This window comes from Telmatospirillum siberiense (assembly GCF_002845745.1).
Taxonomy (GTDB): Bacteria; Pseudomonadota; Alphaproteobacteria; order Rhodospirillales; family Magnetospirillaceae; genus Telmatospirillum; species Telmatospirillum siberiense.
On record NZ_PIUM01000027.1, the window covers coordinates 67393 to 87736 of the forward strand.

A 20344-nucleotide genomic window follows, 5' to 3' on the forward strand; every position below is an offset into this window, starting at 1 on the left:
GCAAAATTCAGCCCACCCGGATCCCGGTTCGGACGCGGCTCAGGTCTGGGGTTCCGACACAGGCAAGGGGTCGCCGACATAATCGGCGATCGCCCTTACCACCCTGTCGACCGTCGTTTCCGGCGGCCGGTCCATCGAATCGACCGTAACATCGGCCAGAGCGTAAGTACCGTAACGCTTTTCGATCAATCCCCGCAGAATGTCGCGCGGATTTCCCGTTTTCAACAATGGCCGGTGGTCGCGCCCCGCCGTCCTCTTGGTCAACAGCTCGAGATCGGCACGCAACCATACCGAGATCGCCCTTTCGGCGATCACCTGACGGGTTTCGGCGTCCATGAAGGCCCCACCGCCAGTGGCCAGGATGCACAGAGGTCCTTCGAGCAGACGACGCACCACGCGGCGCTCGCCATCGCGAAACGCCGGCTCGCCATATTGGGCGAAGATTTCGCTGATCGTGCAGCCGGCGGCCGCCTCGATCTCAACGTCGGCGTCAACGAAAGGAAGGCCGAGCCGAGCGGCCAGACGCCGTCCGACACAGCTTTTTCCGGCGCCCATCAGGCCCACCAGGGCCACGGATCGGGGAAGATTGAGACTATCAGAGGCCATGCTCGAACTCGGCGATAGGAAAAATTGAGGTGGACGCGCGCAAGTCTCCGGAAATCACGCCCGGGGGATTTCCGTGGAACCATCCGGCAAGATTGAACTCCTCCGGCCGTACCGATAAACTTCCGTCGTTCGCCATGGTTAAACCCTAACACAATCCAGCAGGCCTGTATGCGTATCCGGGGCCACCGCCCCGCAAGGCCGGCCCTGGCCTTGTATCCGTCCAGTCGCGTGCCGTCCATAAGTCTTGCAAAAGGCAGTTTACTTCGATGAGCAGTTTGGTTCGAGTTGTCGTCGTCCTGGTCGTGGTCATTCTGGTCGGCGGGATCGTCGCCCTGTCCATGTGGGATATCCCCGCCCCCTCCTCGAAGATCGAAAAGGTCATACCGGATGAGCGCTTCCAGCGTTGAACCCAAGGCGACGCGCGCCTCATGCCGCGTCACTCCCTGGCGCTTGGCCGTCTTGCTGGCTCTTTCGCCGCTGGCCGCACTCGCTCAGGACGGCCCCACGCCCCTGACACCCTCGGCGGCGCCCCAGTTCGCCCCGCCCCAGTCCACACCGGCGACGCCGGCGCAAAGCATCCTGCCGCCGCCGTCTGCGGTCATCGTCTCGCCGTCCGCCGGCTCGCCGACGCCGGAAGGCGTCCTGCCGCGCGGAGAACGGATCCAGGTACAGGATCTTGGCGTTCTCGACGCCAACGCCACCGGCGTCATCGATGAGGGACATGGAGGATTCGGTTCGGACATGTGGGCCGGATCCTCCATGAACATCGTCCAGAAGGTCCTGCCGCTGATGCCCGGCGCCACCCCCTGGCGCAGCCTCAGGGCCCTGGAGCGCAAGCTGCTGTTGACCACCGCCGCCGTACCGGCCGGAAAACCCGTCGGCGATTCGCTGATCAAGCTCCGGGCCGATCGGCTGTGGGCCATGGGTGACGTCGACGGCCTCAACGCCTTGCTGAAAGGCGTGCCCGATCCCGCCTTCACCCCCGCCCTGCGCCGCCTTCAGGTCGATGCGGCGCTGGTCGCCGGCGACAGCGCCGGAGCCTGTCAACAGGCCGCGGCCTTGCGATCCCAGGCGGCGAGCGACGCCTATCCGGCCAAGCTGCAGGTGTATTGCCAGTTCTCCACCGGCAAAGGCAACGAGGCCGGACTGGGGGTGGATCTCCTGCGGGAGCAGAAGGTGAACGATCCGGCCTTTTTCGCCGCCGCCGACGCCCTGGCCGGCATTGCGCCGGGCAAGATGGACGGTTTTGCCAATCCCACGCCGCTCACGCTGGCCATGGCCCGCGCCGCCAAGCTGCCGTTGCCCGAATCCGTGGCCTCGGCCACCTCCTCGCCCTCCCTCCTGCGCGCCATCGCCACGATGGACTCCGCCACGACGGAAGCCCGCCTGGCCGCCGCCGAGAAGGCCGAGTCCCTGGGTTCCATCGACACCGAACTGCTGCGCCAGCTTTACGAACAGGTGACCTTCACCACCCAGGAACTGTCGGCGCCGGTCAACGCCGCCGGCACCGACAAGGGCGTCCGCAGCCGCGCCTTGCTGTTCCGCGCCGCCGTCCAGCAGACCTTGCCCACCGCCAAGGTGGAAATCATCGCCAAGGCGCTGGGCCTGGCCGGCGACGGGCCGGCCTATTTCACCGCGGCCCGCCTTTACGCCCCGCAAATCACGGCCTTGCGGCCGACGCCCGAATTGGCGAGCTTCGCCGTCGTCGCCGCCCGCGCCCTCTATGCCGCGCAAAGAAGCGACGCGGCGGCGCCATGGGTCGCCCTGGCGCGCGGCGGCGATCCTTCGGTGGCCGGCGCCGCCGCAGGCCTGTGGCCCTTGACCCGCATGGCCGGCGCCGGCACGCCGCAAACCATTCCCTCGGCGACGCTCGCCGCCTGGCGGAAGGCGCGGGGAGAATTGCCGCCGGCCGTCGCCTTGCGCCGGCAGTTGACCTGCTTCGGCCTGCTCACCGCCTTGGGCGACAAAATCGCCGCGGACGAATGGCAAACCCTCTATGACGAACCTCAGCCGACCGCCGCGCCCGCGCAGCCGCCGGCCACGGCCTTGCGGGGCGTCCTCTGGCAGGGCCTGCGCGTCGCCTCCGACGAGCTGCGCCAGGGGGAAACGGTGATGTTCTCGCTCGCCACCCTGGGCGAGGTGGGGCTCAACCAGGCCGACCCCACCGATCTCTATCGCATCGTCGCGGCGCTGCGTCTGATCGGACTGGATGCCGACGCCCGCGCCTTGGCCGTGGAAGCCGCCATCGCCAATGGGCTCTAGATATAGCGAAGCCTTCCTGGAAATGATGGCCGCCGAGCGGGGCGCGGCGGCCAATACTCTGGACGCCTATCGTCGGGATCTCGACGATTTCGGCGACTTTCTCGGATCGCGGGGCCTGGACGAGCATCAGGCCGACAGCGAGGCCTTGCGCGATTACATCGCCTCGATGAGACGCCAGGGTCTGGCCCCCCGCACCGCCGCCCGCCGGCTGTCGACCCTGCGCCAATTCCACCGCTTCCTGTTCGCCGAAAACGTCCGCGCCGACGATCCCAGCCAGATCATCGACGCGCCAAAACTGGGCCGGCCGCTGCCCAAATATCTTTCCGAAACCGAGGTCGAGGATCTGATCCGGGCCACCCGGCGCAAGAGCGGTGTCGCCGGCCGCCGCGATCAGGCGCTACTCGAGCTGCTCTACGCAACCGGATTGCGCGTCTCCGAATTGGTCGGCCTGCCGCTGGCCGCGGTGGCCCGAAATCCCGAGACATTGGTGGTGCGCGGCAAAGGCTCGAAGGAGCGCATGGTCCCCTTGGGCGAGCCCGCCCGCCAGGCCATCCGCGCCTGGCTCGAGGTCCGCCAGCCGCGAGCCAGCCGCTGGCTTTTCCCCGGCGAGGGCGAAAGCGGCCACTTCACCCGGACCGGCTTCGCCAAGATGCTGGATGAACTGGCCATCGCCGCCGGCATCCCGCCCTCGAAGGTCTCGCCGCATGTGCTGCGCCATTCCTTCGCCAGCCATCTGCTGGCCCATGGGGCGGATCTGCGCAGCGTTCAGCAGATGCTGGGGCACGCCGACATCGCCACCACGCAGATCTACACACATGTCCTCGACGAAAGGCTGAAAAGCCTGGTCAGGCAACATCATCCGCTGTCGCGAAAGAAAGAATAAGAAAGGGGAGCAAACGCCGCTTAGAAGACGGCGAGCGAGCGGATATAGATGGTGCCCGACCAGCCATGGCCGAGGGCTTCCTCCATGGCGAGGCGGATGGCGTCCTTGGCTTCGCGCACGCCGCTATGCGCCGATTCGAGGAATTCGGCCGGGCGGGCCTGCAGTTGCGGCTTGGCGGCGGCGGCAATGTCCTTCACATGGTCGCGGGCCTGCCCCAGTGCCTTGGGGTCGGACGTCTGCAGATAGGCATCGACCAGCACCCGCTGCCAACGGCCGGTTTCCCGGTTCTGCACCGAAGCCACCAGACGCGGCAAGGCCACCGCATTGTCCGGCAACTTCGCCTTGAATTGATTGTCGGTCTTGCTGTGCTGGTCCTCCTCGCGATGACCACCCAATGTGATGTCGCGCGCCAGGGCATCGGACCCGAAGGAGCCAAAGCCCATGACCAGACCGGTCAGGAAAACGCCAAGCAGCGCTCCACTCTTTCCGGAAATTCCGAGGTTCACGAACATGGCCCAAGCCCACCTTAATAATCCATTAAGGTGGCGACTCTATATCCCCAGTATTCCGTTATCAATATTAATAAGTACTCACAATATCGCGTAAAATTTTACGCAGTTCCTCTTTTAGTTGATTCAAAAGACCCAAATCCGCAGCCATTTCAAGACTCTCCCACCGCTTCCGGCGAAGCGTTTCTCTGTTCCCCGGCGAGGGCATGCGGATATTCATGACGGTCATGCTCTTTTTGATGGGACGCACTCTAATACCAACTCTTGGTGATCGGAACCGATCACCAAGCCCTCAATCGCCGGGCGGGATACATCCGTATCCCTCGGCTTCGCGCCAACGATGGCGCGGGCCCTCAACGGGCCAGCCAAGTCTCGATGAGTCATCCTCATCGAGACTTGGTATAAAACCCAAGCATCGCACGCACCTCCCCGGCGCTCGTGCCGGCCATGCGCAGGCTTCGCAGACTGGCCGCCTTGTCGCGCTTGGCCAATCGCCGGCCGGAAGCATCGGTCAGCAACCGATGGTGATGCCAACGGGGCACCGGCAGATCGAGCAGTGCCTGCAACAACCGATGCACGTGAGTGGCGGGGAACAGATCGAGGCCGCGCGTCACCAGGCTGACGCCCTGCAGGGCGTCATCAACGCTGACCGCCAGATGATAACTGGCCGGCGCATCCTTGCGGGCCAGCACGATATCGCCGAACAGCTCGGGTTGGGCCTGGACGGGGCCGGCCGCCTCGTCGGTCCAGGACAGGGGGCCGGCCAAGGCCGCCGCCTTGGCCATGTCGAGTCTGAGGGCGAAGGGCGCGCCGGCATCTTTGCGCCGTTGCGCCTCAGCCGCCGTCAGTGCCCGGCAGAGGCCCGGATAGCGCGGCCCATCCGGTCCCTGCGGCGCTTCGCCGGCGGCGGCGATCTCGCGGGCGATCTCGCCGCGCGTGCAAAAACAGGGATAAACCAGCCCCATCCGATCGAGACGGACGAGCGCGGCGCGATAGTCGTCCAGATGTTCCGACTGGCGGCGGATCGGCCGGACCCAATCGAGGCCCAGCCAAGCCAGATCCTCCTCGATGCCGGCGATGAAGGCGGCACGGCTGCGGGTGGCGTCGATATCCTCGATGCGCAGAAGGAAACGCCCGCCGTCTCGCGCCCGGTCGGCGGCGAACAGGGCCGAAAAAGCGTGTCCCAGATGCAACTCTCCCGTGGGACTGGGAGCGAAACGCGTGACGACAGACATGATGGCGTGACAATAGCATCCTTTTTCGGATAGGACTTGTCGAAGAAGGCTTGGCTTGCGGCGAGGATTCCGATGACGTTGCATCCCTTGAGCGGACCATCCGTCCCGACGGCGTCGGGAAATCCGGCCAGGCAGTTGGTCGTCTTCCTGCATGGAGTCGGTTCCGACGGCGACGATCTGATCGCCCTCGCCCCCTATTTCGCCCGATGGCTGCCCGATGCGGCCTTTCTCGCCCCGCATGCCCCCCTGCCTTTCGACATGGCCCCCGTCGGGCGACAGTGGTTCAGCTTGCAAAACCTCGATTCGCAAGCCATCTCCGAGGGAGTGGCGAGTGCCGCGCCGTCCCTCGATCGCTATCTGGACGAGCAGTTGGCCGCCCACGGCCTGACCGATGGGGATCTGGCCCTGGTCGGCTTTTCGCAGGGTACGATGATGGCGCTCCATGTGGCGTTGCGCCGTCACACCCCTTGCGCCGCCGTGGTGGGCTATTCCGGCCTGCTGGCGGCGCCCGAACGGTTGCCGGCCGAGGCGACGGCCCGGCCACCGATCCTGCTGGTGCATGGCGAGGAGGACGAGGTGGTTCCCCACGATTTTCTGGCGCTGGCCGAGAAGACCCTGTCGGTGGTGGGTATCCCGGTCGACACCCTGTCCTGCCCCGGGCTCGGCCATTCGATCAATGACGACGGGTTGATGGCCGGGATGCAGTTCGTCACCCAGGCCTTCGGCCTCGCCTTTCCCCCGGAGACGCCTTAGGCTCTGGAACGAAACAATCGCTCCAGAGCCTAAGGGTTTATATGATGCCTGCGCCTCCGGCTTCGGCCAAGCTCAGGCGCCGCTCGGGCTTAGAGACCTGGAGGTTTGCCGGTTTCACGGAATTGTTATGCTTGCTTGGCAACCGTTTCTGGTAGATACCCTAGATATGGTGACTCTTACTGATTGAGGTAAGCGGATCTTGTCGCTGGCACTTGAAAGTTGTCCGGCACTCGTCTTGAATGCGGACTTCCGCCCTTTGAGCTATTACCCGCTGTCCCTGTGGCCTTGGCAGGAAGCAGTGAAGGCGGTGGTTTCCGACCGGGTCAATGTGGTCTCCGTCTACAATCGCTTTATCCGGTCACCCTCCTCCGTCATCGCGCTGCCCAGCGTTATCTCGCTCAAAGAATACATTCCCTCCAAACGCCGCCCCGCCTTCACGCGCTTCAACGTTTTCCTGCGGGACCGCTTCACCTGTCAATATTGCGGACAATCGCTGCCGACCCATGACCTGACCTTCGATCACGTGATCCCGCGATCGAAAGGTGGGCATACGACCTGGGAGAACGTGGTTACCGCCTGCTCGCCCTGCAATCTGGTAAAGGGAAGCCGCCTGCCCCGCGAAGCCAAGATGTTCCCCCTGGTCCGGCCGGTCGCGCCGACCAATTTCCAGCTTCAGGACCATGGCCGCGCCTTCCCGCCCAACTATCTGCACGAAAGCTGGCGGGATTTTCTCTATTGGGATACCGAGCTGGATCCGGTCTGATCCCGGCGGCGGATCAGATCCGTTCGGACAGCCAGATGGCCAGTCGCGTGCCGGAACGGATGGCGGCGCTGAGCACCGGATAGGCCGGGGTCTGTTCGGCCCCGCCGGCAAGACCCACGTCGCGGTGATGCAACTCGTCTTCCCGGAATTCCGCGACGGTCTGCTTCAAATCCGTCTCGTCCTCGCCCAATTGTTCGAGCTGCCCGGCGTAGTGGCCCTCGATGACCTCCTCGACGGCGACCGTGCAGGCCATGGCGGCCTTTTCGCCCATCAGCGCCGTACCGGCCCCCAGGGCGAATCCCATGACATGCCATAACGGCTGCAACAGGGTCGGCCGCACGCGCCGCTGACTGACCAGCGTCTCGAAGGTCTGCAGATGGCGGCGCTCCTCCTCCTCCATCCGCCGCAACGCATCGCCGCAGGAGGCGCTGCGGCCCAGCACCGCGCGCTGTCCCTGATAGATACGCACGGCGCCGAACTCGCCGGCGTGATCGACCCTGAGGATCTTCTCGATCATCCGGCGCGGTGCCGGATCGCCGGGCATGAAGCCTTCGCCGTCGGCCCGTCCGCCGGCGGGCGTCTCTTGCGATTCGCTCATGCTTGCCTCTTCAGGGTGCGCGCCGCCCAGACGGAGAACACCGCCAGGCCGCAGGTGAACAACGCGTTGTATCCGGCCATCGAGATGCCGAACACCGACCAGGGGATGCGATCGCAGGGGACCGGCGGCGGGCCGGCCAGCAGGGCCTTCAAGGCCTCGGCGCTGTTGGCCTCGGGATTGACGCCGCCGACGCAGGCCGATTCCCACCAATGGTGTTCGACGCCGACATGGTAGAAGGCGATCCCGGAATCGATGGCGAAGGCCAGGGCGCAGAGCGCGATCAGCACGATCTTGCCGCGCACCGGCACCTTCGACGACAGGGCGATCACCGCCAGAACGCCGGCCACGACATAGGGGATACGCTGATAGAAGCAGAGGATGCAGGGTTCCAGGCCGAAGCCGTATTGCGTGATCAGCGCCGTTCCCATGGCGCCCACGCAGGCCAGCAGCAGCAGGGAGGGGAAAAGCCGGACGGGAAAAGTCATCATCAGATATACCGTATGACGAGAAAGCCGCCGACCAGCGCCACCACGAAGGCGGTGGTGACCAGGGTCAGCCGACGTTCGATGAAATCACGGATCGGTTCGCCGAAATAATAGAGCAAACCCGCCACCAGAAAAAAGCGCATGGCGCGCGAGACGATCGAGGCGACGGTGAAAACCAGCGGATCGAGGTGGCTGAAGCCGGCGGTGATGGTGATCAGCTTGAAGGGAATGGGCGTCCAGCCCTTGGCCAGGATCACCCAGCCGCCGTTCTCGGCGAACCAGGACTGGAAGGTGGCGAACCCGGATTCAAGATGATAAAGCGCGATGATCGGCCGGCCGATCGCATCGAACAGAAAGAAGCCGATCCCGTATCCCAGCCAGCCGCCCGCCACCGAAGCCACCGTCGCCAGGGCGGCATAGCGCCAGGCCTTGCCGCGCGCCGCCAGCACCATGGGGATCAGCATGATGTCGGGGGGAATGGGAAAGACCGAGCTTTCGATGAAGGAAACGGCCATCAGCCACCACAGGGCGTAACGATGGCTGGCCAGCCCCATCATCCAGTCATAAACGCGCTTCAGCAAGGGACGTTTCTCCGGCAACCGGTCATGCTCGTCGGGGCGCGTCCATTCCCCCGGCGGGGTGAAGGTCCGCACCGGGCACTGGCACCCACGCCGCCCGGCTCCTGATGTAGCGCCCCGCCCCGCCAAGCGCAATGGCCGAATGCGGAGGGAACGGACAATTGCGTGCAGACTATTGACCGAAAAAAAACCTCGTCTATAGTCTGCCGTCCTACCACCCGGTGCCCCAGTGGCGGAATGGTAGACGCGGCAGACTCAAAATCTGTTGCCGGCAACGGCGTGTTGGTTCGAGTCCGACCTGGGGCACCAATTATCTCAATGGGTTAGCGATGGCCGTGCCCTCCGAGCGCAATCCGGATTTTTCCGGGGAAGCACGGGGGAAGCAAGCGGCTGCGTAATCCATGGGAAAAACAGACACCTCCGGCCTTGCAGGCTTTCGGTCTTCCGCTACCATTGCGGGCAATGGGAGGGGGAAATGATTTCATCGCGCGTGACCACCGATTCGGATGACGGCCTTCGTGATTTGCATTTCCATGGCCGAACGCTTTTTGAGGCGCTTGAGAAATTCGCCGCGTCAAAAGCGGAAGCGAGTATCAAGGTCCTTCCCGATTTTTGGAACGAGGCCCATCGCTGGGAAGCCCCAAGAGACCGATACAATCCGAGAAAAAGCATCAATACCCGGAGCTACGAAATTCTGAAGCTGTTGCAAGCCAGCTTGATTGAAGATCTGAGACGCGGGCGATTGGTTGGGCTGGGGTATCGAATGCCGCGCTGCAGTGCCGATGCGCCCGAACTGATTCCTTTTGATGTGTGGAGCGATGACATCCAATGGGTCTTGGGAACGGTCCAAGGCGGCGGCTTGGACTATGTCGGTGTGCGGATCATCGCTCGGCCTGCGAACCGGACTCGCGCTTCACAACCGAGCCAGCGACTCGCAAAAATCGGCCATAAGGTTCGCCTGATCGACGGAGAATACGACGTGTTCGGCGACGGCTCGGTCACCTGCCTGCCGACGCATGGCCACACGCCGGGGCATCAATCGTTGCGCTTGCGCCTCGCCAGCGGCGATTTGGTGCTTGCTGCCGATGCCTGCTATTTCTGCCGAACCCTGCGCGAACGAAGGCTGCCGCGATATGCGGACGATCGCGAAGCGATGCTTGCTTCCCTCGACCGGCTGGAAGCCTTGGAACGGGGAGGCGCACGCATCGTTTTCGGTCACGATCCGGCATTCCGAAGCATCGTGCCGCATCCCCCGGAAGCGCTCGATTGACCGGGCCTCCGCTGCGATCGTATTTTTTGCGCATCGGCATGGGGTGCGTTAAGACATGAAGGAGGAACATCCGTCCTTCATCGTGCAGATTCAAAATGATAACGAACTTCGCGACCGAACGTCTCAGGCTTTGGCTGGTCGGCCTTTTCATCAAGGCCATCCGGGGGATTTCAAAAGAGGAGGACCGGGCGGATGTGCTGGCCTGGCTGACCCGGGCAAGAGACATCGTCGGAACCGACAAACCGGCAAAAGCGAAGTTCACCGAGCTTTACGCCCAACTTAATGGCCGGAAAGCCGCTCAAATCGCGTTCAGCAGCGTCAGCGAAAGCGTCCAGAACTACAAAAATTCGGATCTGCCGCTCGCCGTGAAGGTCGCCGTGCCCCTGACGCTTCTGGCCGCACCGTTCGTCGGTGGCCAGGGTGTGGGAATCGCGGCCCTTGGCGGCGCCATCGGGCTTCCCGCCCTCCTGCTCATTTTCGTCGGGACGGCGGGAATCACCGCCGTTCTTGAGAGCTTTTCCGGAAACCGGGATGGGGGTGGAGACATCGGCGGAATCCTGGAACTGATCGCCCATGACGAGATCCTTCGGCGGACCACCGCGGCAATGAGAAAAGCGATGCGGAGCGAACCTCATAAGGCGGAAACCTTCGAAATGCCCGCCGAAGAGGAAGCGTTGCGATTAACGTTGTTGGCCATGGATCCCTTCGATTTCGAACGCCATGTCATGGGATTCTTCTCGGCCACGGGCATGGTGGCCTGGGTGACCAAGAAATCGAACGATATGGGCGTCGACGGCTTTGCACGACATGAGGACGGGCTGCTGGTCGTTCAATGCAAACGCAATGCCCCCGCCAATCTGATCGGGCGACCCGCCATTCAACAATTCAAAGGCGTCATCGAGGAAAACCAGGCCTTACGTGGTTACTTCGTCACGACGTCGGCTTTCACCGCCGAGGCGACGCGCTCCGCCAAGGCCTCCGACAAGGTCGCATTGGTGGGAATGGACGATCTCGTGCGATGGCATATGACGCCTCCGGCTTTTGACGCCCCATGACGGGCCTTGAAGCGGGCCGGCGGCCTACCCGCTACAACCCCGGCTGAACCCCGGCCCGCGCGGGAACCCGCAAAGCTTGAATCGCCGCGCAGCCCAGGAATCAGCCGCATTTCGGCAGGCCGATAAATCCATAATTTCTTTATTGACATTATGGGGGTATGCGATGAAATTCCTATATATGTCGTCATGAGGAAGCGCATCGCGTCTTCCATCCTCCATGGCACATGGTCTTTGGAAAAGGCCGGCCCGGCCTTGCGGCGTTTAGGGACTCCTCTCGGATGATTCTTGTGGGTGTGACCATCCGGCTTTGCTCGATCCCGCATCGGGGCGGGACGGAAGGCGGCCTCCACTCTTCGCCGCCGACATCGGCCTTCGGCCGGCCTCAATCATTGGAATAGCCGCTTCTCGTCCGATTCCCGATCAGCTGCCCCGTCCTCGTCGCAGCAGTCGGTCCCGACCCGGAAGCGAGCGAAGGGATTTGCTTATGTGCAGTCATACAAAAAGGGAGCGCACCGCGCGGCAGGCCTTGTGGCACGCCTGCGGACGGGCGGCGTTCTCGTCCATCCTGGCAATTCTGGTCATTTTCGGCATCGCGACGATGGCAAACACCGTCCTGGCCCAGACGGCCCCGTCGGCGGACGCTCAGCCGGCCCAGCCGGCGGTTCCGGGCGGCGGGCATGGCTTTCTGATCGACAAGCACGTCGCCCACCACGTCAAATGCGCGGCCTGCCATGCCGAAAAACCGCCGGCCGAGGCGCCCGCGACGGCGACCTGCGTCAGTTGCCATCAGGACGTCGTCTCGACCAAGGGGCCGCAGCCCAACCCCCACTACGCCCATCACGGACGTCTGGGCGACGTTCCCTGTGAAAGCTGTCATCACGTTCACAAGGAATCGGTGGTCGCCTGCAACACCTGCCACAACTTCGACATGAAGACGCCTTGAGCCGACGGAACACCCCAAAAGTCGAGCAGGCCCCCCCGGAAGCGGGTGCGAGGACTGTTCGGAAACATCGATTGGAAGAGATCAAGATGACATCGAAGTCAAAAATTTCGCGGCGCGACCTGCTGAGGGGCGCCACGGTGACGGGGGCCGCCTTGGCTGCCGGCATCGCCGCCTCGGAAGAGGCGCTGGCCAAGAGCGCGCAGTCGGTCAAATGGGATCACGAGACGGATGTGGTCGTCGTCGGTGCGGGCGCCTCCGGGTTTCCAACCGCGATCATCGCCCGGGAGGCGGGGTCGTCGGTGATCCTGGTGGAAGCAGAAAGCCACATCGGCGGCCACGCCATCCTGAGCGCCGGCAACGTGCCGCTGGGCGGCGGAACGGCCATGCAAAAGAAATACGGCATCGAGGACACGCCGGATCTGATCTTCCAGGACCTGACGGACTGGTCGGTGACCGAGACCAACGGAGCCGCCGATTATCGCTACAACGACCGCGAAATCATCCGCGCCTTCGCCGACAACAATGTCGCGACCTTCGACTGGCTGACCTCCCACGGCGTCGTCTGGGTCGAGATGAAGCCGGACACCATCGGCGGCGGCGGCGTCGGCAATTCGGTCCCGCGGATGAATCATGCGGCGATCCGGCACTGGCCGCTGGTGCAAAGCGGCAAGCCCGCCGATAAGGCCCTGCAGACGACCGCCTTCGAAGCCTACGGCGGCAACGGCCTCATGCGCTCGCTCGAAGTCGCGGCCCAGAAGGCCGGCGTCCCGATCCTGCTGGAACACCGGATGACGGCGCTCCATCGGCGAGACGGCCGGGTGGTCGGCATTGCCGTCGAGCACAAGGGCAAAACCCTGAACATCCGCGCGCGCAAGGCGGTTTTCCTGGGCACGGGCGGTTCGACCGGCAACGTCAATTTCCGCCGCATGATCGACCCCCGTCTGACGGAGGAATATTGCGGCCTGGGCGGCATGCCCTGGTCCAACCAGGATGCCAGCGGCGAACTGGCCGCCATGTCCGTCGGCGCCGCCCTGTGGGGATTGGCCAATGAGGTCGGCGAGTTCGGCTGGACCATCACCAAGCCCGAACAACTGGGATGCCAATACGGCTATCGCACGCTCCAGTGGCTGCCCGGAAGCGAGGTCTTCCATCTCGCCCGCGCGGCGGGCCTGAGGATCGTCAATTGGCAGGACGCCATCACGGTCAATATGCTGGGACAGCGGTTCTATGACGAAACCGGCCCGCAATTCCGCGGCAACGGCTACAAATCCATCGATCCCTACACGCCCGGCAGCTATCTCAACGCCAAGAACATCAAATACAGTCCCGCGAACTGGCTCAACGCGGCCATGGCCGGAATCGGCGACGGTCATAACGGTGGCGGCCCGATCTGGGCCATCTTCGACGCCGAGGCGGTGAAACGGGAAAGATGGATACCCACTCCGCCGAACGTCGATATGGACAACGGCTTTTTCTTCCAGGCCGACAGCATCGGCGAACTGGCGAAGAAGATCGAGATGAAGTACCAGCGCGTCCCAATGCCTCCGGAAAATCTGGAAGCGACGGTCGCCCGCTATAACTCGTTCGTCGATTCAGGGGTCGACGAAGACTTCGGAAAACCCAAGCCTTTGTACAAGATCGCCACCGGGCCCTTCTACGCGGCCTGGGCGACGCCCTGCCTGCACGACACGCGGACCGGGGTGCGGATCAACGCGAAATGCCAGGTCGTCGACATGGAAGGCCAGGTCATTCCCGGACTTTATTGCGGCGGCGAATCGGCCGGCGGGTTCGGTCAGCACGGCCTGGCGCGCGCCTTCTGCCAGGGCTACATCGCCGGAAACTGGGCGGCCAAGGAACCGTTGGCCGGATGATCTGGAAACCTCGTCATCGGTCCGGATCGGTCGACAAATGTCCGGACTGATATCGAGACGGTTATAGAAGGCCCCCGATCGGAGGCGATCCGAGCTTCGATCGTCTCCGGTCGGGTACCGATTAGAGTGTAGCAACCTTTAGGCGGAAACGCCGCCCGAGGGTAGCTGGGGAAGCTGGCTTCCCGACTTGTCTCCCGTGGGAGCCTGTCCGCCCGGGGCCCCGCCGGGGCCGCCTTGCATGCCGCCAAGCGCATTGGCGCCGCCAAAACCACCCATCGCGTTCGGTCCACCGAAACCACCCAGGTTCGACAGGGTCACCGTATCGGCATCGTTCGAGGCGAAGGCCGAGGTGGTGGAGGAGGACGACGAATCGCTCGATGTGGTCGTGGAGGTCGCGCTGGTGGTCGTCTGCGACGTCGAGGAGGAAGATGCCTGTTGATTGGATCCGGAAATGGAGGGATCCACTGGCCGCTGCGGGGCTTGCGGAATACCAGTAATACTCATGGTTTAGACCTCTTATCAACTGAATATCCGCATAAACAATCCCTCCCCATCAAATGATTCGTCAAAAGCAATATTCATGGTTTTGGAAATTTTTCAGCGCATGGAGAAACCCATTTCATACGTTGCGAACATCTCATCGGCGTCAGATGCGCGACTTTTGTCCCGACGATAGAAAGTTGATCACCGGAACGGCAACCAGTGCGCGAGACCTCTTCAAGGAAGGCAAATCCTCCCCATCCGTCATCGCCAACGGTCATGGTCATGCTCGTATCCGGGACCATGCCGGGGCGGGCCATAATCACGTTCGTAGACGATGCAGGAGGACAGCGACATCCCCACGCCGAACAGCAGCACCGCCAGAAGGACGCGCAGATTTCTTCCGTGGACCATGAGAATATCTCCCTTGCCGGATTGGCCGGACAGGGAAGCATCCCACCATGCCCACGGGGCGAACGGATGGCGATCAGAGGGCATTTTCGCCATCATCCATGGGGAAAAATCTCGGGATTGACAGGTGGGGATCACCCAGCATAATCGGGAACGTCACAACCAGGAATGGTTCCTGCGGGGACAGCCTTCTTCACATCCGGGCGATCATTCCGAAAAAAGACCCGGACGGCAGCGACCAAGGAAGGTCTCCGACGAATATTCATGCCGAGCGACCCCACAGTTTCACCCTTACCGACTGAGTTGGAACCCGACGCGGAAGTCGGTCCCTATGACCACACCATCGTCGCCAAAAAACTCGACCTGCTGTTCTCGAACGTCATCGCCAGCCAGATGGTCTCGATCGGCAATGGAACCCTGCTGGCCTTTCTGCATTACCCCGAAAATCCCCGGCTGATCGCCGGCTGGTGGCTGGTGGCGATGCTCACCGCCCTCGGCCGGCTCGATCTGAATCGTCGGTTCCTGCGTCATCGGGACAGGCACGCCGATCATCGCTGGCTCGCCCTTTTCATCGCGAGCTGCCTGCTTGCCGGTCTCGTCTGGGGGGGCGGCGGCGCTTTGATGCTGGCTCATTCCACCGACGCCGGCATTTTCTTCACCGCGCTGGTCATGGCCGGCATGGCCGCCGGCGCCGTCCCCCTGCTGTCGGCCGAAAAGCTGGCCTACAATGCCTATTTCCTGCCTTTGGCCCTGCCTTTCATCTGTAGCAGCTTCTATCTGCCGTTGGACAAATGGGTGCTGGGCATGGGGGTCATGTCCATCGCCTTTTCCGCCGCCATGCTGGCCACCACCAGGCGTTTCCATCGGATCCTCGATCTGGCGTTGCGGCGGGAGGCCAGCCTGGCGCTGGCCAAGGAACGCGCCGAGGCGATGGCGCGCCGGGAAGGCGACTATGCCGCCGCCCTGGAACGGGCCCGGGATCAGGCCGAGGCGGCCAATCGCGCCAAGTCCGAATTCCTTTCGACGATGAGCCATGAAATCCGCACGCCGATGAACGGCATCATCGGCATGACCGGATTCCTGATCGACACCCAGCTCTCCGCCGACCAGCGCCATTACGCCGACACCATCCGCACCTCCGCCGAATCGCTGCTGACCGTTCTCAACGACATTCTCGACTTTTCGAAGATGGAAGCCGGCAATCTGCAGCTTGAGGATATCGCCTTCGAGGTCGCCCCGCTGATCCAGGGGGTCGTCGATATTCTGGAGCCCCGGCGCGGCAAGGAGGTCGTCTTCGAGACCCGGGTCGATCCGCAGGTGGCGGGAACCTTCCTGGGCGACGCCGGCCGGCTGCGTCAGGTTCTGATCAATCTGGCGGGAAATGCGCTGAAATTCACCCCCCGGGGATCCGTCACGCTGACGGCGCGCATGGATCGTGACGACGCCGGGAGACCTTGCCTTCACATCACTGTCGAGGATACCGGCATCGGCATCGCGGAGACGTCGAAGGCCAACATCTTCACATGGTTCTCCCAAGGAGATTCCTCGATGGCGAGGAGGTTCGGCGGCACCGGTCTGGGCCTTGCCATTTCCAAACGCATCGTCTCGGCCATGGAAGGCGAAATCGGCTTCGACAGCGAGGATGGCCGCGGCAGCATCTTCTGGTTCCGTGTTCCGGTGCGCCCCGCCGCCGGCGGCACGGCACCGGCAGTGACGGCCGAGACGCCGGCGGAGGAGCCATCGGCGCCGACGCGCCGGCTGCGCGTCCTGCTGGCCGAGGACAATGTGGTCAATCAGATGGTCGCCAGCGCCATGCTGAACCGCCAGCACGACGTCAGCGTGGTCGACAACGGCGCCGAGGCGGTGGCCGCCGTGGAATCCGGGGACTTCGACGTGGTATTGATGGATATGCAGATGCCGGTGCTCGATGGGCTGGAAGCCACCCGGCGCATCCGCGCTCTGTCCGGCCAGAAAAGCCGCACGCCGATCATCGCCCTGACCGCCAACGCCATCAAGGGCGACGCGGAACTATGCCTGTCCGCCGGCATGAACGACTATTTGACGAAACCCGTCTCGCCCAAGACACTGCTGGCCGCACTCGCCCGGGCGACGGCCTCGGCGTCAGGACGGTCTTGAAGAAGGATTTTGAAGATGTGCATCGACGGCCTCATTCCCTTTGCCCCCCTCGAAGCCTCGGGAACGGAGATCGAGGAGATCGTCGCCGCGACGATCGAGCGGATGGCCCCTGCCGGACTGAAGGACCCGAAGGCTCTCGCCCGGGCGATCGTCAATGATCTGAAGGCGTCCGGCATCAAGCGGATCGTGCTGTAAATACCCACCTCACAGTCCCAGGTCCTTCGCCGCCTCCGGATGCAGGATGGCGACCATTTCCAGATACATGTTCTTGATCGAATAGATCAGCATGATCCCCCCTGAGATCGGCATGCAGGCGTAAAGCCAGGCCTTCGACATGGCGAAGGCGGTGGTCGCCTCGGTGGTCTGCGCCGTCAGGTCGAGGGAATATTTGAAGAAGATGGCGATAAAAACCAGCGAGGCCAGTTCCACCAGGAACCGGTAGGCGAAGCGGACGCGCAGCGGCAGCCAGCGCGACAGCCAATCGCCGACGCTGAAATGACCACGGCCCACCCACACCGCCGCCGCGCCGTAGAAGATCAGCGCGCCGTAAAGCATTTCCAGGATCTCGTCGAACCAATGCATCGACATGAAGGGGATGAAGCGGACGACGATATTGAGGGTCAGGATCACCGTGATCGCCGCGAACAGCGTGATGCAGACGACTTCCAGCAGGGACAGCAGAACGCGGTCGACGCGGGCGAGGATTTGCAGCAGGGAATTTTTCATGTCTTGGCTCCGCTTCCGTCCGCTCAATTGGCCATCATGTGGGACGGCAGCCACAGGGCGATCTCCGGCACGAAGGCGCAGAGAATGGTCACCAGCAGAATGGCCACCAGATATGGGCAGCATTCGCCGGCCAGTTTCCATATTCCCACCTTGGCGAAGCTTTCCACGGCGAACAGGCACATGCCGACCGGGGGTGTCAGATTGCCGATCATGATCAGGAGCGTCATCACCACGCCGAAATTGACCATGTCGACATTAAACAGGGGGCAGATCTTCATGAAGATCGGCAGGGTGATCAGGAAGATGGCATTGCCGTCCAGGAAGCAGCCCAGCACCAGCACCACGCCGATGACGATCCACAGGAAGTCGCCCTGGGTCGAGCCCATCGCGGTAAGCTGCATGATCAACTCGTCCGGGATACGCTGGAAAATGGTGAACCAGCCGAAGAAATTGGCGGTGGCGATGATGAACATCAGCCCGCAGGTCTGCTTGAGCGAGGTGAACAGAACCGGCGGCAGGTCCGAGACCTTCAAGTCGTGATACCAGAAGCCCAGAAACCCGGCATAGAGCGAGGCGATCACCGAAGCCTCGGTGGGGGTGAAATAGCCGGTGGTGATGCCCCCGATGATGAAAACCGGCGTCATCAGCGCCCAGAAGGCCTCGCGGAAACTGACCAGCACTTCGCGCAAGGATGAGCGCTCGTCCTTCGGCAGGCCGCGCGGCTTGGCCATCAGGCCGATGGCGATCATCATGGCGATGCCCATGACCACGCCGGGGACGGCGCCGGCCAGGAACAACCGGGCCACCGAAACATTGGTGATGGCACCGTAGAGGACGAAGGGAATCGATGGTGGGATGACCGGCCCGATGGTCGAGGCCGAGGCCACGATGGCCGCCGAGATGGTCGCCTTGTAGCCGGCGTCGAGCATGGCCTTGTGCTGGATCTGGCCGAGGCCGGCGGCGTCGGCCACCGCCGATCCCGACATGCCGGAGAAGATCATCGAGGAGACCACGGCAACCTGGCCGACACCGCCGGCGACATGGCCGACCAGCGCCCGGGCGAAACGGAAGATGCGCTGGGTGGTCCCGCCGGTATTCATCAGATTGCCGGCCAGAATGAAGAACGGAATGGCCAGCAGGGTGAAGCCGGTGGTGCCGAAATACATGCGCTGAGGCAGCATGGCCAGAAATTCGGCCCGTCCCTGGCCGACGAAGAAGACGACGGCGGTAAGGCCGATGGCGACGGCGATCGGCACATCCAGTGCCAGCATAACCAGCAATATGCCGAAAATGGCCAAAGTCAGCATGGAATCCCCTTCCTCCCGAACGATGGTGCGGAGGACCGCGAAACGGGCCGGCCCGCCCTCCCCCCGAAGGCGGCGGCCGATGAGCCGAAGGGCGCCGTCCGGGCGGAAATCCCGGACGGCGTCGCCCTCTTATTGGTTGGCCTTGTCGGCGATGGTCATGAACCGGGCGAAGTTGTCGGCGCCGACGCGCGCCTTCACCTTATCCCAGGCCGGTCCCATCGCGTCCTTCCAGGGCTTCAGGTCGGGATGGGCCACCACCATTCCCTTGGTGGTTTCGAGATCCTTCAACTGTTCGGCCTCGGCATCGCGCAGAAGCTTGCGGGCGAGCAGCGCCGACGAGCGGGATTCCTCGCGGACGATGGCCTGCTGCTCGGGCGTCAGCTTTTCCCAGCTGCGCTTGTTCACCACATGGACCATCGAGGAATAGGTGTAGTTGACGATGGTCATGTATTTCTGGGTTTCGTAAAGCTTCAGCGAATAGATGGTGCCGATGGGGTTTTCCTGCCCGTCGACCACGCCCTGCTTCATCGCCATCACCAGCTCGGAGAAGGCGATGGTGGCCGCGTTGCCGCCAGCCGCCTCGACGAAGGCCTGATAGGCGAAGGCCGGAGGCGTGCGGATCTTCATGCCCTTCATGTCGGCCGGCACCATGACCGGCTGCTTGGAGTTGGTGAGCTGGCGGAATCCCCATTCCCAATCCGACAGATGCACCAGATTCTTCTTGAGCAAGTCGGGCGCCGCCCATTCCTTGAATTCGCCATCGATGACCTTGTCCGCGGCCTGGTAATTCTTGAAGGCGAAGGGGGTCGAAATCACGTCGTAGAACGGCAGATGCTTGGCGAGCTGATCCTGTCCGGACAGGCTCATGTCGACGGCGCCGATCAGAACCTGCTCCAGAACCTCCGGTGGAGAGCCCAGCGCGTTGTTGCCGAACAGCTCGATCTTCACCGCGCCGTTGGTGCGCTTTTCGACATTCTGTTTGAATTGCTTGGCCGCGACATCGCAAGGATGTCCGTCGGGGGCGAAATGCCCAAGCTTCAAATCGACGGCTCCGACGGTGCCGGCACCACCGAAGACCATCATCATGGCCAGAACTGCGAGTTTCCTCATCCCAAACCTCATTATTTATTTTAGGCGGCGGTTTCCGACACCATTATTATCGACGACCGGCGCCCCGATTCGTCGGAAATACTGTGACTCTGTTCAAAATCTCCCGCAAGAGGACGACATGGAGGATCTCATTCCGGAGACCTCCGTCTCAACCATATATATCACACTATTGGTATTTCTGACATATCAGTTGAGGCGGCAAACAGGGCAAGCGGGTGACCGCGCGCGCGTTGTTTTTCCGAGCGTGTTTTGGTCGCGTTGGCGCGTTGAGCGGTGCGTCAGGAAAGCTGGCGCGATCCGGCCGGTGGAAGTCCGGCCCAGGTAAGGGGTAGCGCCCGCCTGGTAACGAGTGTTGCGGGGTCG

General features: G+C 63.0%; 23 protein-coding genes and 1 tRNA gene. 12 read left to right on the plus strand and 12 right to left on the minus strand.

Translation table 11 applies throughout. The features are described from left to right. Positions 1–39 precede the first annotated feature (39 nt). Positions 40–606 carry a shikimate kinase gene (locus CWS72_RS20085; RefSeq protein WP_101252425.1) on the minus strand — a complete coding sequence of 189 codons (567 nt, stop codon included), beginning with the start codon at positions 604–606 and terminating at the stop codon, positions 40–42. Between the two features lie 266 nt (positions 607–872). On the opposite strand from CWS72_RS20085, the gene CWS72_RS28135 reads away from it, so the two are divergent. Genes CWS72_RS28135 through xerD form a run of 3 tightly spaced genes read left to right on the plus strand, consistent with a single transcriptional unit; the run spans position 873 to position 3751 of the window. Then, positions 873–1013 carry a hypothetical protein gene (locus CWS72_RS28135; RefSeq protein ID WP_199175822.1) on the plus strand — a complete coding sequence of 47 codons (141 nt, stop codon included), beginning with the start codon at positions 873–875 and terminating at the stop codon, positions 1011–1013. Next, positions 994–2868 carry a serine/threonine-protein kinase gene (locus CWS72_RS20090; RefSeq protein ID WP_101252426.1) on the plus strand — a complete coding sequence of 625 codons (1875 nt, stop codon included), beginning with the start codon at positions 994–996 and terminating at the stop codon, positions 2866–2868. The genes CWS72_RS28135 and CWS72_RS20090 overlap by 20 nt, the downstream gene beginning before the upstream one ends. Then, positions 2858–3751, plus strand: coding sequence for a site-specific tyrosine recombinase XerD (gene xerD / locus CWS72_RS20095; protein ID WP_101252427.1), 894 nt, complete (start codon positions 2858–2860; stop codon positions 3749–3751). The genes CWS72_RS20090 and xerD overlap by 11 nt, the downstream gene beginning before the upstream one ends. A gap of 20 nt (positions 3752–3771) precedes the next feature. Here the strand turns inward: xerD and CWS72_RS20100 are convergent, their stop codons facing one another. Together CWS72_RS20100 and gluQRS are read right to left on the minus strand one after the other, a co-directional pair. Next, a complete protein-coding gene (locus tag CWS72_RS20100) occupies positions 3772–4263 on the minus strand; it encodes a hypothetical protein (protein ID WP_101252428.1) in 492 nt (163 codons plus the stop codon). 383 nt (positions 4264–4646) lie between these two features. Further along, on the minus strand, positions 4647–5495 hold the full coding sequence (gene gluQRS / locus CWS72_RS20105; RefSeq protein ID WP_101252429.1) for a tRNA glutamyl-Q(34) synthetase GluQRS: 849 nt from the start codon (positions 5493–5495) through the stop codon (positions 4647–4649). Positions 5496–5567: 72 nt separating this feature from the next. Here gluQRS and CWS72_RS20110 point away from each other — a divergent pair, with 72 nt between their 5' ends. Continuing rightward, on the plus strand, positions 5568–6248 hold the full coding sequence (locus CWS72_RS20110; protein WP_101252430.1) for an alpha/beta hydrolase: 681 nt from the start codon (positions 5568–5570) through the stop codon (positions 6246–6248). Positions 6249–6447: 199 nt separating this feature from the next. Then, positions 6448–7011, plus strand: a complete 564-nt coding sequence (locus CWS72_RS20115; protein WP_101252431.1) for an HNH endonuclease — start codon at positions 6448–6450, stop codon at positions 7009–7011. A gap of 13 nt (positions 7012–7024) precedes the next feature. On the opposite strand, the gene CWS72_RS20120 is transcribed toward CWS72_RS20115, so the two are convergent. Genes CWS72_RS20120 through CWS72_RS20130 form a run of 3 tightly spaced genes read right to left on the minus strand, consistent with a single transcriptional unit; the run spans position 7025 to position 8675 of the window. Then, the gene (locus tag CWS72_RS20120) at positions 7025–7609 is read right to left on the minus strand and encodes a demethoxyubiquinone hydroxylase family protein (protein ID WP_101252432.1); all 585 of its coding nucleotides are present in this window, start codon (positions 7607–7609) and stop codon (positions 7025–7027) included. Continuing rightward, positions 7606–8097 carry a disulfide bond formation protein B gene (locus tag CWS72_RS20125; protein WP_101252433.1) on the minus strand — a complete coding sequence of 164 codons (492 nt, stop codon included), beginning with the start codon at positions 8095–8097 and terminating at the stop codon, positions 7606–7608. Before CWS72_RS20125 ends, CWS72_RS20120 begins: the two co-directional genes overlap by 4 nt. Further along, a complete protein-coding gene (locus CWS72_RS20130; protein ID WP_101252451.1) occupies positions 8097–8675 on the minus strand; it encodes a YqaA family protein in 579 nt (192 codons plus the stop codon). Before CWS72_RS20130 ends, CWS72_RS20125 begins: the two co-directional genes overlap by 1 nt. 220 nt (positions 8676–8895) lie before the next feature. Here CWS72_RS20130 and CWS72_RS20135 point away from each other — a divergent pair. The 5 genes from CWS72_RS20135 to CWS72_RS20155 all read left to right on the plus strand — a co-directional run bounded on the left by CWS72_RS20135 (position 8896) and on the right by CWS72_RS20155 (position 13811). Beyond that, positions 8896–8981: transfer RNA gene (locus CWS72_RS20135), tRNA-Leu, on the plus strand. A 166-nt stretch (positions 8982–9147) separates the two neighbouring features. Beyond that, positions 9148–9942 (plus strand): MBL fold metallo-hydrolase, encoded by a 795-nt coding sequence (locus CWS72_RS20140; RefSeq protein ID WP_101252434.1) that lies wholly within the window; start codon positions 9148–9150, stop codon positions 9940–9942. Between the two features lie 95 nt (positions 9943–10037). Further along, complete coding sequence (locus CWS72_RS20145) at positions 10038–10997, plus strand: restriction endonuclease (RefSeq protein ID WP_101252435.1); 960 nt, start codon at positions 10038–10040, stop codon at positions 10995–10997. A gap of 484 nt (positions 10998–11481) precedes the next feature. Beyond that, entirely contained in the window at positions 11482–11940 is a 459-nt protein-coding gene (locus CWS72_RS20150) for a cytochrome c3 family protein (protein WP_146002822.1), read from the plus strand. A gap of 86 nt (positions 11941–12026) precedes the next feature. Beyond that, positions 12027–13811: an FAD-dependent oxidoreductase gene (locus tag CWS72_RS20155; RefSeq protein WP_146002823.1), complete on the plus strand. Its 1785-nt coding sequence runs from the start codon at positions 12027–12029 to the stop codon at positions 13809–13811. A gap of 138 nt (positions 13812–13949) precedes the next feature. On the opposite strand, the gene CWS72_RS20160 is transcribed toward CWS72_RS20155, so the two are convergent. From CWS72_RS20160 to CWS72_RS27915, 3 genes are all read right to left on the minus strand, one after another. Beyond that, complete coding sequence (locus CWS72_RS20160) at positions 13950–14315, minus strand: hypothetical protein (protein WP_146002824.1); 366 nt, start codon at positions 14313–14315, stop codon at positions 13950–13952. A gap of 74 nt (positions 14316–14389) precedes the next feature. Next, positions 14390–14578, minus strand: coding sequence for a hypothetical protein (locus CWS72_RS27510; RefSeq protein ID WP_146002825.1), 189 nt, complete (start codon positions 14576–14578; stop codon positions 14390–14392). Beyond that, entirely contained in the window at positions 14556–14705 is a 150-nt protein-coding gene (locus CWS72_RS27915; protein WP_158240739.1) for a hypothetical protein, read from the minus strand. The genes CWS72_RS27510 and CWS72_RS27915 overlap by 23 nt, the downstream gene beginning before the upstream one ends. A gap of 261 nt (positions 14706–14966) precedes the next feature. Here CWS72_RS27915 and CWS72_RS20170 point away from each other — a divergent pair, with 261 nt between their 5' ends. Together CWS72_RS20170 and CWS72_RS20175 are read left to right on the plus strand one after the other, a co-directional pair. Next, positions 14967–16838 carry an ATP-binding protein gene (locus CWS72_RS20170; protein WP_158240740.1) on the plus strand — a complete coding sequence of 624 codons (1872 nt, stop codon included), beginning with the start codon at positions 14967–14969 and terminating at the stop codon, positions 16836–16838. A gap of 15 nt (positions 16839–16853) precedes the next feature. Next, a complete protein-coding gene (locus CWS72_RS20175; RefSeq protein ID WP_101252440.1) occupies positions 16854–17033 on the plus strand; it encodes a hypothetical protein in 180 nt (59 codons plus the stop codon). Between the two features lie 9 nt (positions 17034–17042). Here CWS72_RS20175 and CWS72_RS20180 read toward each other — a convergent pair whose 3' ends face one another. The 3 genes from CWS72_RS20180 to CWS72_RS20190 all read right to left on the minus strand — a co-directional run bounded on the left by CWS72_RS20180 (position 17043) and on the right by CWS72_RS20190 (position 19981). Continuing rightward, entirely contained in the window at positions 17043–17564 is a 522-nt protein-coding gene (locus tag CWS72_RS20180) for a TRAP transporter small permease (RefSeq protein ID WP_158240741.1), read from the minus strand. A gap of 23 nt (positions 17565–17587) precedes the next feature. Further along, positions 17588–18871, minus strand: coding sequence for a TRAP transporter large permease (locus CWS72_RS20185; protein WP_101252442.1), 1284 nt, complete (start codon positions 18869–18871; stop codon positions 17588–17590). A 129-nt stretch (positions 18872–19000) separates the two neighbouring features. After that, positions 19001–19981 carry a TRAP transporter substrate-binding protein gene (locus CWS72_RS20190; protein WP_158240742.1) on the minus strand — a complete coding sequence of 327 codons (981 nt, stop codon included), beginning with the start codon at positions 19979–19981 and terminating at the stop codon, positions 19001–19003. Positions 19982–20344: the final 363 nt, after the last annotated feature.